The sequence below is a fragment of the Clostridium sp. C1 genome (genome assembly GCF_018223625.1).
Lineage (GTDB): Bacteria > Bacillota_I > Bacilli_A > Erysipelotrichales > Coprobacillaceae > Allocoprobacillus.
Genome location: NZ_CP073631.1, coordinates 48934 through 65375, shown reverse-complemented (window position 1 = coordinate 65375; position 16442 = coordinate 48934). Strand labels below are relative to the sequence as shown.

The 16442-nt window shown below is 29.8% G+C and carries 14 protein-coding genes; all 14 read right to left on the bottom strand.

Annotated features, from left to right (window positions below):
* Nucleotides 1-86 precede the first annotated feature (86 nt).
* Entirely contained in the window at nt 87-929 is an 843-nt protein-coding gene (locus KEC48_RS00300; protein WP_211963662.1) for an HAD family hydrolase, read from the bottom strand.
* 72 nt (nt 930-1001) lie between these two features.
* The gene (locus tag KEC48_RS00295; protein ID WP_211963660.1) at nt 1002-2303 is read right to left on the bottom strand and encodes a pyrimidine-nucleoside phosphorylase; all 1302 of its coding nucleotides are present in this window, start codon (nt 2301-2303) and stop codon (nt 1002-1004) included.
* 105 nt (nt 2304-2408) lie between these two features.
* Entirely contained in the window at nt 2409-2540 is a 132-nt protein-coding gene (locus KEC48_RS16290) for a hypothetical protein (protein WP_283092203.1), read from the bottom strand.
* A 234-nt stretch (nt 2541-2774) separates the two neighbouring features.
* Nucleotides 2775-3917, bottom strand: coding sequence for an immunoglobulin-like domain-containing protein (locus KEC48_RS16110; RefSeq protein WP_249191385.1), 1143 nt, complete (start codon nt 3915-3917; stop codon nt 2775-2777).
* A gap of 908 nt (nt 3918-4825) precedes the next feature.
* On the bottom strand, nt 4826-5827 hold the full coding sequence (galE, locus tag KEC48_RS00275) for a UDP-glucose 4-epimerase GalE (protein ID WP_168081448.1): 1002 nt from the start codon (nt 5825-5827) through the stop codon (nt 4826-4828).
* A gap of 14 nt (nt 5828-5841) precedes the next feature.
* Nucleotides 5842-7119, bottom strand: coding sequence for a galactokinase family protein (locus KEC48_RS00270; protein WP_349291041.1), 1278 nt, complete (start codon nt 7117-7119; stop codon nt 5842-5844).
* Complete coding sequence (locus KEC48_RS00265) at nt 7119-7913, bottom strand: aldose epimerase family protein (protein WP_283092202.1); 795 nt, start codon at nt 7911-7913, stop codon at nt 7119-7121. Before KEC48_RS00265 ends, KEC48_RS00270 begins: the two co-directional genes overlap by 1 nt.
* 17 nt (nt 7914-7930) lie before the next feature.
* Nucleotides 7931-8128 (bottom strand): hypothetical protein, encoded by a 198-nt coding sequence (locus KEC48_RS16285; RefSeq protein WP_255456812.1) that lies wholly within the window; start codon nt 8126-8128, stop codon nt 7931-7933.
* Nucleotide 8129: 1 nt separating this feature from the next.
* Complete coding sequence (locus KEC48_RS00260; protein WP_211963656.1) at nt 8130-9611, bottom strand: UDP-glucose--hexose-1-phosphate uridylyltransferase; 1482 nt, start codon at nt 9609-9611, stop codon at nt 8130-8132.
* Between the two features lie 94 nt (nt 9612-9705).
* The gene (locus KEC48_RS00255; protein WP_129737036.1) at nt 9706-10365 is read right to left on the bottom strand and encodes an HAD family phosphatase; all 660 of its coding nucleotides are present in this window, start codon (nt 10363-10365) and stop codon (nt 9706-9708) included.
* 2 nt (nt 10366-10367) lie between these two features.
* A complete protein-coding gene (gene lacG, locus KEC48_RS00250; RefSeq protein ID WP_211965340.1) occupies nt 10368-11774 on the bottom strand; it encodes a 6-phospho-beta-galactosidase in 1407 nt (468 codons plus the stop codon).
* An 11-nt stretch (nt 11775-11785) separates the two neighbouring features.
* A complete protein-coding gene (locus KEC48_RS00245; protein WP_211963655.1) occupies nt 11786-13435 on the bottom strand; it encodes a PTS lactose transporter subunit IIBC in 1650 nt (549 codons plus the stop codon).
* Nucleotides 13436-13444: 9 nt separating this feature from the next.
* Nucleotides 13445-13750, bottom strand: a complete 306-nt coding sequence (locus KEC48_RS00240; protein ID WP_129737030.1) for a PTS lactose/cellobiose transporter subunit IIA — start codon at nt 13748-13750, stop codon at nt 13445-13447.
* A 2-nt stretch (nt 13751-13752) separates the two neighbouring features.
* A complete protein-coding gene (locus KEC48_RS00235; RefSeq protein ID WP_211963654.1) occupies nt 13753-16323 on the bottom strand; it encodes a PRD domain-containing protein in 2571 nt (856 codons plus the stop codon).
* Nucleotides 16324-16442 lie beyond the last annotated feature (119 nt).

Sequence of the window (16442 nt, the reverse complement as noted above, 5' to 3'; positions counted from 1 at the left end):
TATCATAAAAAAGCTTATTTCAAAGAAAAAAATGACAAATTTTTTTCATTGAAAAAGGCTTGATTCCATTCAAGCCTGATATTGTATTATCCTATTAAATCCATTTCTTTCATAACCTTATAAATACCATCTTGATCTGGATCAGTAAAGAAATATTTTCCTAACGCTTTTAAATTATCTGATGCTCCTTCATAAACAACACCTGTTTCGACTTCTTGAAGCATCTGATAATCATTCATACTATCACCAAAACCAACAGTATCTTTCATTTGACCATGAAAATGATTAACCACTTTTAAAATACCATCTGCTTTTGTACAATATTTTAATATAATTTCTCCATTAATAAAATCATCTTCTTCTTTAGAAAAAGTCACAATATTAAAGAATTCTTCTAAAAATGGTACACAATCATAAAAGCTTTGTTTATTTGGTGCAATAAAACAAACCTTTGTAACACCTGTAGTTAAAATATTAAAATCTTTGATAGGTAAACGATTTTCCCCCATACGTCTTAACTGGAAAAAACGCATTAATTCTAAGTTATTTTCACAGTCTTTTTGATGTTTTTGATCAAAGAACTCATTGACACCAGGTGTCTGATATAAAGCTTTTTTCGTTTCCAATGTAAACAAAATATGATTATTGATAAATAAAGTCATGACTTCTGATAAGATATACTGATTCATAAAATTTTCAAATATATACTCACCATCAACAATCACAAATCCACCAGCACTACAAATTGCCCCATCAAACTTAATATTCTTGATATCTCCTACAATAGAAGTAGGAGCACGACCCGTACATAAAAATGCACGATGTCCATTTTGTCTTGCCTGTTGAATAGCCCATTTTGTTTTCTCTGTGACCATTTTAGATTTGCCTACTAATGTCCCATCAATATCAAAAAATAAAAATTTTCCCATAATTTCACCACCGATTATCATTATACATCAAATTTTGATATCAGATATAAAAATATCATTTTTTGAAAATAATTATGATAAAACTTCATCAATCAATATAGGTTTATTTACAAATTCATTTGAAAACTCATAGGCATCCAAAATATCTTTTTGTAATTCTTTAGAAAGTCCAGTATTTGTATGAACTTCCACTAATACATCCCCTTTTTTGACAAAATCACCTATTTTTTTATGCAAGATCAAGCCAACGCTATAATCAATCTCATCGTCCGTTGTTTCACGTCCACCACCTAGTTTCATGCTGACAATTCCTAGTGGTTTTGCCTTTAAATCCTTAACATATCCTGTTATCTGACTATAAACAGGAATCACTTCTTTTGCTTTAGGAAACATTTCTGGATGTCTGATAAAGGCATCATCGCCACCTTGAGCTTTGACCATAGCACATAATGTACGAAGTGCTTTTTTACTTTCAATAGCATCTTCAAGCATTTTTCTTGCAGTAATGAGAGAATCAGTTTTTTGAGCCTGAATTAACATATGACTTCCGGCCTGCAAACAAAGCTCTAATAAATCTTCTGGTCCATGGCCATTTAAAGTATCAATAGCTTCTTTGACTTCCAGACTATTTCCAATAGCATAACCTAACGGCTGACTCATATTAGAAATGGTTGCTCTGGTATCTTTGCCTAGCGAATCACCAATTTCAATCATTGTACGTGCCAATTCTTTAGCTTCTTCAATGGTATTCATAAAGGCACCATCACCATATTTGACATCTAACAATATCGCATCACTGCCGGCCGCCAGTTTTTTTGACATGATAGAAGATGCAATTAATGGAATACAGGAAACAGTTGCGGTAACATCACGTAAGGCATACATTTTTTTATCGGCAGGATCCAAATGCCCACTCTGTCCAATAATAGCCAATCCACAATCATTAACCTGCTTCACAAAATCTTCTTCATCAATCATAATATGAAGTCCCGGTATAGATTCTAATTTATCCAATGTTCCACCAGTATGTCCTAATCCTCTTCCGCTCATTTTAGCTACTGGTACTCCACAGGCTGCCACAATCGGTCCTAAAACCAAAGATGTTTTATCACCAACACCGCCAGTGCTATGTTTATCAACTTTGATTCCTTGAATACGACTTAAATCAATGACATCACCACTATGCATCATTTCTTTGGTTAAAATAGCTGTTTCTTCTTTATCTAAGCCTTGAAAACAAACGGCCATCAACCATGCACTCATCTGATAATCAGGTATATCACCTTTTGTATAACCTGCTACAATAAAGTGAATCTCTTCTGGAGTATGTTTGAATCCATCTTTTTTCTTTTCAATCAAATCAACCATTCGCATATTTTATTCCTCACTTTTCTTTTTTAAAAGATTACGAAATCTTATATCTCCATTATACACTCCCCAGATTGTGAATGCACTATTTATCCAAAAATCAATATGATTTCACATAACATCAAAAGCATATCCTAATTTCTTTCTTTTAAACATCAGATAACAAGCCACCCAATACCCATATGATAAATCACACATATTCGCAAATGGACTCAAATGTTCTTCCAACATTAGCCATTCCAAATCCAAGTGCCACATAAAGATACAAGCATATAAAAAGAGACTAAAATTTCTAATAATGTCTCAAAATACAATGCTTTAGACTATTAATGAATTTCTTGAATGTATTATGGTTTCCCATCATCTCTTTATTTTATAATTCATTTTATCAATAACATCTATACTATATCAAAACTTAACTTTATACATAACAATAGCCTGTATCGACATCATCGTACAGGCTATAAATCAAATTTATTAAATTGTTTTATTGTCTTTTTTTCTTCGCTTAAATATGACGGTCCATACAATGCCTAAAGCTGATAAGATTGACAATACAGACCTTACATAAATATTTGTATAATCATCAGTTTGAATTGCTGTCTGTGTCTTATCATTCTGATTTGTTTGATCTGTTCCACTACTTCCATTATTTGATGTCTGCGAATCTGTCTTTTCCTTAACTGTCACAGTAATCGTCTTTGTAGCGCTTGCCCCTTGACTATCTACGACTTTGTAAGTCACTTCATATGTGCCAGCCTTAGAAGTATCTACATGACTGTTGATAACTTTTACTTTATTCGTAAGATCTCCATCCTCTTTATCAAAAGCTGTTACATCTTTCATAAGCTCAAATTTATCACCCACAGTGACCACTTTATCATCTGCACTGATAGTTGGTACATGATTGACTAATATAAAAGTAGGAACAACATCTACATTAATATCAACTTCGACTGTCTGATAATTTGTTGTATCTTCCGGTGTGAATACTGCTTTGAATGTTTGAGTTCCTAATGTATTCGCTGTTTGTGTATCATCTTTCCATGTGAATCCATCTGGAAGACCAAGAGTTGATAAAGATTCTCCTTGTTTAATAACCAAATCCGTTGGCAATGTATGAGATGGTTGAGCTTTCGTGATTTCAAATTCCATTTCTATTTCTGCACCATTATAATTATCATCTGCTTCTACACTGGCAACGACTTTATAGCTTCCTGCATCTACTGGTGCTTTTTCAAGCTTTGCCCATTGTCCATCTTCACTCAACTGATACCAGCTCAATACTCTGACGTGACTGTTACCCACCTGATTTGTTGGAGCAACCATCGTTTTACCATCATAGACCTTATCTAAATCATTTACTGTAAATTCCAGAACAGTATCTGCTTTATCAATCGTAAATTCCAACGGCTGAGAAACAGCAGATTTATAATTATTATCCCCAGCTAATGAAGCTGTTACACGGTATGTTCCTGCGCCAGTTGGTGCTTCCTGCATTGCTTCCCATGTATTGCCGACTTTTTTCTCATAGGTAAAGCTGATTTTTCCTTTACTTCCAGTAATTTCTAGATCATCCACACTGACAGCTACTGCTTTTGTATCATAGGTCTTATCCAAACTAAAACCGTTTTTAAAAGCAATCGTGCTATTAGCTTTGGAAACATTGACTGCTAAACAGTCAAGGAATGTGCAAAAGTTGCAGTGGATAAAACAAAGTTAAGTGAAGCACTAAAATACAGCATCAACCAGGAAGAAAAACTAAGAGTCTACCTTGAAGATGGGAGAATAGAGATATCAAACAACCGAGCAGAAAATGCGATACGCCCATTCTGTGTAGGCAGACGTTATGCTCTGTAGCACATAACAGACGCAACTGGCTGTTTACCAATACGGTTCAGGGAGCACAGACAAGCGCTGCCTTATATTCACTTATAGAAACTGCAAAGCTAAACAATCTCAATCCCTATGAATATTTTAACTATCTTTTGTCATCATTGACAGAAATAGATATCAATGATGAAGAAGCCCTTGATAATTATATGCCATGGTCAAAAGAATTGCCTGATAATACATATCTGACTAAAAAATCGTAGAGATACGATCTTTTAGTCGTGTCCTGTAAATCATACATATATAAATTGTCAATTTATTACAGCTCTAATTATAATCAATGTCGTTGATTGATAATAGGGCTTTTTCATTTTACGCTTACAGAATTTTTTGAATAGTATAAAAATATTTATCTAAAAATACTATCGATATCAGTTCTTACTGACATTGATAGTATTTTTACTACACAGATTATTAAAGTATTAGTTTATATCAACTAATTGATAAGCTGAATTAGCTAATCACTTTTTTGTTCCCAAAAATATCATATAAATCGCTTAACTTACCATTATGAACCATACATTGTTAGATTATGATTGAATACAGAGTACTCTCATGATTGAAGGATAATTCTCAATAAATTTTTACCAATCTCATTTTTCGTTTCTAATTTATTTTTATCACAAGCAATTTAATTATTTAATATGCTTTTTTGCATAATTCCAAGAATCTCTACACATTTCATCTATCCCTCGAGTAGCAACCCAGCCAAGTTGTTCCTTTGCTCTTGATGGATCAGCATAACATGTTGCTATATCTCCAGGTCTTCTATCTTTAATTACATATGGGATTTTGACCCCATTTACTCTTTCGAATGCTCCAACTATTTCTAATACACTATACCCTTTTCCAGTTCCTAAATTACAAATATGGACACCAGGTTTCGCATATTTTTCGATTGCTAATACGTGCCCTTTCGCTAAATCAACAACATGAATATAATCACGTACACCTGTTCCATCTGGAGTATCATAATCATTACCAAATACTCCTAAACATTTTAATTCTCCTGTTGCTACTTTCATTATATATGGCATTAGATTATTAGGAATCCCTTTAGGATCCTCCCCTAATAAACCACTTTCATGTGCCCCAATAGGATTAAAGTATCTTAATAAAGTTACAGACATATGAGGGCATGCCTTTTGAACATCAGTCAATATTCTTTCCATCATAGCCTTACTTGTGCCATAAGGATTTGTTGTCTCTCCTAATTGACAATCTTCAGTGAGTGGTACTATTTCAGGATCTCCGTATACAGTAGCACTTGAAGAAAATACAATATTATTAACATTGTACTTTTTCATCATTTTTGCAACTACCAATGTAGACATGAGATTATTAGTATAATATTCTATAGGTTTTACCATTGATTCTCCTACAGCTTTAAAAGCTGCACAATGAATAATTGAATCAATTTTATTATTTACAAATACATCATCCATTTTTTCTTCATCAAGAACATTAAACTCATAAAACTTAACTTTTTTACCTGTTAGCTGTTTAATATAATTTAATACTTCTGGTTTAGAATTAGAAAAATCATCAATAACAACCACATCATGCCCTGCTTGAAGTAACTCAACACAAATATGACTGCCAATATATCCTGCACCACCAGTAACTAATACATTCATTTTATATTCTCCTTTTATCCTAATACTTTTGTTCCACCATATTTTCTTATTTTTAATACATGACAAGACCCTTTACCAAAAATCTTTTCAATTTCATTTTTGTATTTTTCAACATAATTATCTTCAACAAATGCTTGAATCGTACCAGCAAATCCACCACCATGAACTCTACAAACTCCATGATTTTTCAAAACCACTTCAGACACAGCCAACGCTAATGAAACTGCTTGATTATGTGGATCTTTATTTGAATATACATTTTGAAGATACTTATAACTTGAATCTCCTGATTCTTTAATATATTTTTTAAACATATCAAAATCATTATCCGTTAAAGCATTCACTAATTTTTCAACACGTTTATTTTCATTAAAGAAATGTAGTGCACGTAATACTGCTCTATCTCCACATGCCTCTCTAATATCAGAAATATTTTCATAAAACTCATTTTCATCAACTTCTCTTAGAACTTCTTTATCAAAAAATTTAGCTACTTTTTTCATTTCAATTGGTATAGCTGCGTATTCATCAGTTAAATCAGCATGAGATCCTTTTGTATCAACAATACATAAACTATGATTAAATTTAGAAAAATCAACATCAACATGATTAACAATTGGATTTGCTGTATCATTAAAGTCAATACTAATTAATCCACCTACTGCACAAGCACATTGATCCATTAATCCACATGGTTTACCAAAATAAACATTTTCTGCATATTGTCCTACTTTAGCAATTGTTACCATATCTATTTCCATAGCATTATATAACCCAGAAACAATAGTACCAATCAATCCTTCAAAAGCTGCTGATGATGATAATCCAGCTCCCATTAAAACATCGCTTGTTACAAATGCTTTAAATCCACCTATTTTATAACCCATTTCTTTAAGTTTTGATAAAACTCCTCTAATTAAAGATTCTGAAGTTCCTTCTTCATCATCTCTTTTTGATAAATCGTTAATATTAATTTCATCTATATCTAGATCATCAGAAACAATTTTAACAATATCTTTTTGTGGCGTTACCATTGCTATAGCATCTAAATTAATTGAAGTTGCTAATACACAACCATGCTGATGGTCAGTATGATTTCCTCCCACTTCACTTCTTCCAGCTACGCTATATATTTCAATATCTTGATCATCATATAATTTTATAAACTCTTCAATTGCTTTTGTATATCTATTATTTTGATAAGTAATCAATGATTCATCTTCATATAAATCAATAAACATATTATCATATCTATTATTTAATAAGTTTTCCTTAATTTCACTTGCTTTCATCATTTTATTTTAAATGTATATGAAGTCACTTCATCATACATTTCTCCTTTCCTTAAAATTACCGTTGGATTTTCTTCTTTATTTATACTATCTGGCATATTTTGTGTTTCTATACATATTGCATCTCTTTGATGCATACACTTACCATACTTACCTAATTGTCCAGAAAGATAATTGACAGTGTAAACTTGTGTTTGAGGTAATGATGTTGATACAGTTAGTTCAATTCCTGTTTCTTTATAATATAATTTGACTTGATCTTTATTTGTACTAAATATAAAAGGATGATTATATCCTTTTCCTATCTTTAATTGATCATTATCTTGATATATACTATTCTTTATCAATGTAGGCGCATTAAAGTTAAATGGCGTACCGCATACACTTCTCATTTCACCATTATACAAACCTTCATCATCTATACATGCCATTTTATCAGCTTTAATCATTAACTCATGTTCATCAATATTACATGGCTCTCCACTTAAATTAAAATAGGAATGATTAGTAATATTAATAATCGTATCTTTATCAGTGGTTGCATGATATTTAATTTTTAATCCATTATTTAAAAGAATATATGTTGCATGAAAGTTTAAATTACCAGGGAATCCTTCTTCTCCATCTTGAGAGAAATAATGAAAAACAATTTCATTTTCTCTTATCTCATATGTGAATGTTTTATATGAAAATCCTTCAATTCCCCCATGTAATGTATTTGAACCGTTATTTTTTTCTAAAGAGAATATCTCATTATTCAATGTAAATTTCCCATTTCCTATACGATTTGCCACTCTACCAACTAAAGCACCTAGATAACTGCCGTCTTTTTTTTATAATCATCAATACTAGGGAATCCTAATACGACATCTCTTTTTTCTCCATGTTTATCTTTGACAATCATTTTTAATATCGTGCAACCATAATTAGTCACTTGTATTTCAATATTTTCATTTCTCATTGAGATAATGTCTATACCTCTAGATACATTCTCTATAATCTCAATCATACTATTTACTCAAAGAATCTACAAAACGAGTAAATCCTTCTATTCCTTTCTGATTCATCTTATAAACTCCTACATTTTCTAATACACTAACAAATTTTTTTGTAACTTCTTTTTCAATAAACTCATCTATAGATTGCTCATCAAATTCTAAAGTTTGTAAATATTCAAACCATTCTTTATGCTTTTTTAAACTCTCCAAATCATCAATACATTTCTTTTTTAACAAACATAATTTCAAACATTCTAATTCATCTTTTAATCTAGCAGGTAAAACAGCTAATCCCATGACTTCAATTAAACCAATATTTTCTTTCTTAATATGATGGTGCTTAGCATGTGGATGAAATATACCCAAAGGATGTTCATCGTTTGTTCGATTATTTCTTAATACAATATCTATTTGATAACGATTATTATCCATTCTTGCAATTGGTGTTACTGTATTATGTCTTACATCATTTGTATGTGAAAGAATATCACATGAAACATCATCATAATTTATCCAATAATTTAATATCTTGTCTGATAGATCAACAAGAACTTCTTTGTCATCAGCTGTAAGTCTTAATGTAGATAAAGGCCAATTCAACATTTGTACTTTTATATTTTCATATCCTTTAATTTCAATTTCCTTAATAACCGATGCATCCTGCATTGGGAATCTATGTCTACCACCTTGATAATGATCATGAGTAAGTATAGAACCTCCTACAATAGGTAAATCCGCATTACTTCCTATCATATAATGAGGAAATTTTTCAATGAAAGTAAATAAATTCTCAAATGTTTGTCTGTTTATGACCATTGGAACATGTTCATTATTAAAAATAATACAATGCTCATTATAATAAACATAAGGTGAGTATTGAAAATTATACGTTTTTCCATTCAAATCAAGAGGTATTATTCTATGTGTTTGTCTAGCGGGATGATTCATATTCCCTGCATATCCAACATTCTCTTTACACAATAAACATTTAGGATATCCTGTACTTTTCGCAAGTTTAGCTTTTGCTATTTCTTTAGGATCTTTTTCGGGTTTTGATAAGTTAATTGATATCTGAATATCTCCATATTTGTAATAATGGGAAAATTTAATATTTTTATCAGTTCTCGCTTTTCTAATATAATTTGAATGAATTGATAAATCATAAAAATATTGTGTCGCTTTTTGTTTGTTCTCATCATATATCTGATAAAACTTATTAACAACTTCACTAGGTCTTGGCATAATACAATTCATTATTTTTGTATCAAACAAATCTCTTTCTGTGATATTATCTTCTATCAATCCTACTTTTACAGCATAATCAAGCATATCTTCAATTAGTAAATAATAATCAATTTTTTCGACTGTTGTTCTTTCAAAACAATCTAGTTTAAACAAATCAAGTAACATATTTATTGAATAATCCACGTCATATAAAGAAATCATTTGATTTTCCAAACCATAATTGATTAATTGATTTATTTTAGTATTCATTCTCTTTCTCCTTTAAAACATATTTTATGTATAAAAAGTCATCAATGAATGCTTATTCATATAGATGACTTTAAATGAACTTTAACGATGAGGTCTATAAAGATTCTAATTCTACAAAATTATCTATTACTTTAATGACACCAGGTAAATCTTGATATTCTTCTTTTTTATTCGCAGAGTCTATAACAATAATATGAGGACATCCTGCACGATAAGCATTTTTGATTCCACTAATAGAATCTTCAAAAATTAAACATTCTTTTAATTCAATATTTAAAATTTCTGATGCCTTTTCAAACATTGCTATTTTATTTTTATAAGTTCCATCATCATAAACAATATTTTTAGGATTAATCCAATTATCTAGATGAAATGATTCTACAAAAAAGTCAATGTTTTCTTTAATGGATGCACTTGCAATAGTAAAAGGAATGTTTCTTTTGCTTAAATCATTAAAATATTGTTCAACACCCTCTACAAGATGGAAAGATTCAACATCTTCCTGACAATATTTACGATAATATTCTTCTTTCAATAAAGAGTATTTATTAATCATTTCATCATCACATTCTCCATTAAATAAATATTGAATGATTTCTTTATTAGGAACACCATTAAAATGCTCATGAAGTTCTTGATCACTTATACCATAACCTCTTATTAATTGAGATATCGCACCCCATGCTTTAATGTGCTTGTCATTATCAAAAAATAATGTGCCATTAAAATCAAAGATAACTCCTTTGTATTTCATTTCTATACCTCTCTATGTTTAATAACTCTTTTATACCAATATGCTGATGCTTTAGGAAAACGTTCTTGAGTTTCATAATCGACATAGAATAATCCATATCTCTTGTTGTAACCATTTGACCAAGAAAACATATCCATTAATGACCAAACAAAATAACCTTTTACATTAACACCTTCTTCAATTGCTTTTAATAGCCATTGCAAATGTTGTTTAATATAATCAATTCTAGGTTCATCATCAATCACATTATTTTCTTCAAATGTATCTTTATAACCCATACCATTTTCAGTTATATAAATTGCTTTATAATTTGGATATTGATTTTTGATACGTTTAACCATATCATACATACCTTCAGGAATAATCAACCAATCCCAATCTGTTGTAGGAATCCCTTCTTTAATGACTCTTTCTCCAACACCTTTTAATTTAAATTTTTTCGTTCCTTTTTCCCCTGTTCCATTATGATGAATTTCATTTTCTCCTTCATAATGTCTAACGAAATTGCTTTGATAATTATTCATTCCTAAATAATCAATTTGACTAGCTGCTTTCTTCATTTCTTCAATGTCTTTTTGATCATAGTTAAAAGTTCCACCGTTTAATTCAACAAGTTCTTGAATAATATCTAAGGTTTCATTGCTATAATAACCTAAAAATGTTGCATCTAATAAGAATTGATTAGCTAATACATCATCTTTTTTAGCTGCCAAAATATCTCTTTCATCATTTTCATCAAGTGGATACTTTGTATCCAAAGAATGAATAATTCCAATTTTTCCAGAATATCCTTTTTCTTTATAGATATTTACAGCTTTAGCATGAGCAACCATCATTCCATGCATTGAAGCTACTGCTTTTGTTATATCAAAAGTTATGCATGGAGGAAAAGTTCCTTCAATATATTGATTTGTAGCTATAGGCCATACTTCATTAAATGTAAACCAATAAGAAACTTCATCTTTATATTCTTCAAAACAGAATTTTGCATATTCAACAAAAGCTTCTATTGTATTTCTATTTATGAAATCTCCTTCCTTGTGTAAAGCATCTGGTGTATCAAAATGATGTAATGTAACATAAGGTTCAACACCATTTTTATGACACTCTTGAAATAATTTATGATAGAATTGAACACCTTCATCATTAATTTTACCTTTTCCTTCAGGAAAGATTCTTGACCAAGCAATAGAAATGCGAATACCATTAATACCAAATTGATTACATAATTTTAAGTCAACTGGATATTTATGATAAAAATCACTAGCTGGTTCAGGAGAAAAACGGCCTTGCTTTTCTAGATAATCATCCCAAGCTACTTTTCCTTTACCATGACTTTGAGTACATCCTTCACATTGGTAGGCAGCTGTTGCCGCACCAAATACAAAATCTTCACTAAATTTCATAATAAATTCCTCTCTTACTCATTATTTTCATCTAAAATTGAGAATACAAATTCTAACGCTTTTTGTGGATTACGTGTTAATTCAATATATTTTTTACCTTCACAAGCAGCTGATTTTATTCCTAAACGATCTGTATCTTTCTTTAAATCTTCATAATAGTTTGCAACTTGAGGAGCTAATATAACCAAATCATAATCTTTTAGCATATCATAATGAGCACCGTAAGATCCTGCAGCAGTAATCATTTTGATACCTTTTTCTTCTGCTCCTTTTAATAGAGCATTAGCTAATAAACCACTAGTTCCACCACCAGCGCATAAAACAAGCACACGCTTTTCATTAACAACATCTGATTCTACATCAACAGATTCTAATTCTTCTTTTACATAACCACCTTTTAAAGCTTCTTCTTCACATTTTTGTTTATCATAGACCATAAAAAATGGATAATATAAAACAAAGTCCACAACTAAAACTAATACTGCAAAAATGATAGATAATAATGAAATTCCACAACCTAATACAATTCCTAAAGGAGCAGGTGTTGTCCATGGTAAAATGTATTGGAAACTATTCATACCTAAGAAATCTACAAATGCTTTAAACATCCATATATTTAAGATTGGTGCTGCAATAAATGGTATAAAGAAGATTGGATTTAAGATTAAAGGAGCACCAAATAAAATTGGTTCATTAACACCAAATAAGACAGGAATTGAACTTGCTTTACCTACTGCTCTTAATTCTTTAGATTTTGCCATAAACGCAAACATTAATGTGACGATTAAAGTTGCTCCTGTTCCACCTAATGTTGCAACGAATTGTTGAACACCTGGAGTTAAGATATTTGCAGCATGTTTTCCAGCTTGTACTAATTCTAGATTATTTGCAATATTCACATAATAGATAGCAGCAACTGCTGGTTCTACGATTGAAGGTCCTTGAATACCTACAAACCAGAATAAAGACATTGCTCCATAAATAATTGCTAATCCAATATAACCGTCTGCTGCAGTAAATAATGGTTTAAAAACTTCAATAACTGCTTGTGCAAAGCACATTCCAGCAATATTTCTAAAAACAATATCAAATAACGCTAACAGTATAATTGAAACTCCAAATGGAATAACGTCAGCAAAAGTTTGAGAAATGTTTGGAGGTACTTCTTCTGGCATATGAATTGTAATGTTACGTTTCACACAGAACTTATAAACATTACAAACAAAGAATGCGACTACAAAGGCTGTTAATAAACCTTTAGATCCCATATACCCACTAGAAAAACCACCTTCTATTGAATCAACTCCAACAACTAAGAATCCAACAATTCCTGCCATTAAAGTTGAAATATTATTGATTTGTCTATTAACGGGCATATCTCTATTTAAACTATCTGTTAAATTTTTTGCAGTTGTTCCAGCTACTAATAACCCTAATATTCCCATTGAATAATTATATGGTTTTAAAATCATTGCTTCTATTTCTTTAGACCAGTAGAATCCAAAAATATTAGGTACGTAAGCTAATAACATGAAAATACTTGAGAAAAGTACAACAGGCATGGCAGACATGAACCCATCACGAATTGCTTTTAAATATTTATTTCTAGATACTTTTTCAAACATAGGTTTGAATTTTTCAATTTTTAATATTAGTGTTTCCATTTTACTCTCCTATTTGTAAATATCCATTAAGTTTTTGACAATATCTTTTAATAAAATAGTTGTCATGAGATGATCCTGTGCATGAACAGTAATAAAACCTATTTCTATGCTTTCTCCTCGTGCTTCTAATTGCAATAACTCAGTTTGAGCTCTATGTGCATCATTTAAACACTCATTAGCTTGATCAATAAGTGCTTGGCATTCATTGAATTGTTTTGTTTTAGCTTTTTCAATTGCTAATAATAACTTGCTTCTTGCATCACCAGAGTATGCTACGATTTCAAAACCTATCATTGTTGCTTCTTCTTTAGTCATCATTATTTCTCCTTTTTTGAATTAATTATTATTTCTATAATTGTGGCTTTATCACCATCACTAAGCTTAACATTATAACCTTCTTCTAATGGATAAAGTGATTGACTTACTAATCCATATTCTTTTGAATATTTCTCTTTAATAGTATTTATATTAAAATTTACACTTGACGCATATTTTTTTTGAAGACGATCTATCAAACACCCCATATGTATTAATAATCCAAGTCTTGTATCCTCCGAAAATGACATATGAAATATTTTTTGAAGAGATTCAATAAACGGAATAAGAGTTTGATTAAGTTCATCTTTTTTAAATATATCAAATTGTTCAACAAGATAATCTAACACATCAAAATCATCTTTCGTTTCTGCAAATAATTCATGGATTGTATGTACATTTGGTAGATGACTATAATCAACATATTTGAGATTAAATATATCTGGATTATATGTACCAACGATTCCAACAACATTTCCTTTTATTTGAACTTCATTTATTTTATCTATTAGATTTTGTTTATCAGTTATATTAAAAGCTAATATTTGATAATCACGATAATCTTCTAGTGTTTGAAGATACCTTTTTATACTATCACTATTATTCTCATGAACTGATGAAAGAACAATTACGATATCTTTACTTTGCATTCTCGAATAAGCAAATCCAGAATATTCATTAGCTAAATGCTGATATATATCTTCTAGACTTTTTCCCTCTTCACTACTTTTACAGGCACTTATTGCGAGTAAAGGAATAGGAACTTCAATAGATTTGATATCAATTCCAGTTTCATCTTTAATAGAATTCAACATAACTTGTATGGAACCCATATCATATAAAGCTAATATTCCACTACCCTGATTAACATCTATTATTTTCTTTTTCAATAGTTCATAAGATGTTTCAATATCATCATCCAACGATAAATCAAATGCCTGTAAATTATTAATTGGCATTAATTTCTTTACGACTTTAGATATAGATGTGGCTGTATTATCTCCGTGCATTATAATTAGTGTTATGACTTCTCTATTTTTAGATATATGATTTTTGTCATTGGCTATAAGTAATGTAAGTAGAACACTTTCATCTAACGAAAATTTTACATTAAATTCATCTTGAAGCTTTTTTATAAACTTTCTAGAATATAAGTATTCCTCATCATACTGTTCGATAATACTCATAACTTTTTCATTAGATATTCTTTGTTTCGTTCTATTAGAAATGATTGCATTATTGAAATGTAAGCATATTCCGAGGAAAGCTTTATTTGAATATACTCTATTGAATTTTATGCTAGCTGTTTGGATGAACTCATTTGTTATCTGATAAAGCTTTTCTGAAACTATTGTTTTGATTTTTTCACCATCTCTATTTTCAGTTATCTTATTCAAATATTCATTTAAATTATGTTCAATATTTGCAAACACAAATTCCTCAGCATCCTTTAAAACCGTTATTTGACCTAAAGCTTTATAATCAAAATCTATTTTTTGATATATGTCTGTATCATTTTTTTTACTTCTAGATTGTAATGTTTGCTCTTTTGTAAATATATAATTTACATTTTTTTCTAGGACTTGATCAATTTCGTGAATTTTGTCTCTAATTAATAACAGACCTTTTCTAACACTTGCTGGAAGATCACTTAATTCAAGTACAATTGTTTTATTTCTTTTAAATCTTACCAATGCATTTGCAACACCAAATCGAATATTGCTTTTTAATTCAATGAGATTATCAATACATGGATAAAGCATTAAACATTGCATTAATCCATAGTTTACTTCAATATTTTTTTCTAATTTTAATGCTTCTTCTTTAAAAAATTTTTCAATAAACTGATAACGCTCTTCTAACGTTCTTTTTTCTAAGGGAGGTATATTAACAATAAAATTGAAATAATCTTTAAATATACTTATTGAATCAGCATTTTTTACATGGACTATTAGTATAAATTTCAATTCTTTTTTTTCTATTAACATGTTAGAAATATCTGTAATCATGTTTATTGATATTTTATCTGCATTCTTTACAAGTAGTAATCCATCTTTGATACTCTCAAAATTTTTTTGCCAAAAACTCCTTTCATTCATTTGATTTTTATCAAAATGTAAACAGTCAATCACTTTAAAAGCAGAATTCTTTTTTAGAATTCTTTGTGAACATGCGAAGTCAAATACTTTTTCACTTATCGTTTTAACCCCCACACCTTTTTCACCAATATACAAAACATGAGGAATACGTATAGGATACGTAATCGCTGCTTTGGTTAATTGTAGTGTTTCTTTTAAACTTAAATCTGAACCAATGATGTTACTGAAAGATAGATTATCAAGTTCAGTGTTTTGTTCATCCGATAGATAAAACATTACAGGGCGCCCATTTGTTTTTGATAATTTACCCTCTTCTACTAATTGATTCAATACACTAGAAATATTTGTTCTTTGCATATTCAATTTTTCAGATAGAAATCTCGTATCAAACTTAGGAGTATCATCTTCTAAAGTTTTAAATTCTTTTGAATAATCAACAATATAATCAAAAATTTTCTCTTTGTTTGTTTTCATGACTTTCTCCTTTTCTATCCATTTTTATAATACATTGATAGTTTTTTTGTATCAAATTGACTAAAATATATTTTTTTATACTATCTTCCATTATGAAATTATTGTTTTCATTATATTGA

Excerpts from the sequence above, each read along its gene's own strand:
- KEC48_RS00300 (WP_211963662.1), bottom strand. The coding sequence starts at position 929 with ATGGGAAAATTTTTATTTTTTGATATTGATGGGACATTAGTAGGCAAA.
- KEC48_RS00295 (WP_211963660.1), bottom strand. The coding sequence starts at position 2,303 with ATGCGAATGGTTGATTTGATTGAAAAGAAAAAAGATGGATTCAAACAT.
- galE (WP_168081448.1), bottom strand. The coding sequence starts at position 5,827 with ATGAATGTATTAGTTACTGGTGGTGCAGGATATATTGGCAGTCATATT.
- KEC48_RS00270 (WP_349291041.1), bottom strand. The coding sequence starts at position 7,119 with ATGAAAGCAAGTGAAATTAAGGAAAACTTATTAAATAATAGATATGAT.
- KEC48_RS16285 (WP_255456812.1), bottom strand. The coding sequence starts at position 8,128 with ATGATTGAGATTATAGAGAATGTATCTAGAGGTATAGACATTATCTCA.
- KEC48_RS00260 (WP_211963656.1), bottom strand. The coding sequence starts at position 9,611 with ATGAATACTAAAATAAATCAATTAATCAATTATGGTTTGGAAAATCAA.
- KEC48_RS00255 (WP_129737036.1), bottom strand. The coding sequence starts at position 10,365 with ATGAAATACAAAGGAGTTATCTTTGATTTTAATGGCACATTATTTTTT.
- KEC48_RS00245 (WP_211963655.1), bottom strand. The coding sequence starts at position 13,435 with ATGGAAACACTAATATTAAAAATTGAAAAATTCAAACCTATGTTTGAA.
- KEC48_RS00240 (WP_129737030.1), bottom strand. The coding sequence starts at position 13,750 with ATGACTAAAGAAGAAGCAACAATGATAGGTTTTGAAATCGTAGCATAC.
- KEC48_RS00235 (WP_211963654.1), bottom strand. The coding sequence starts at position 16,323 with ATGAAAACAAACAAAGAGAAAATTTTTGATTATATTGTTGATTATTCA.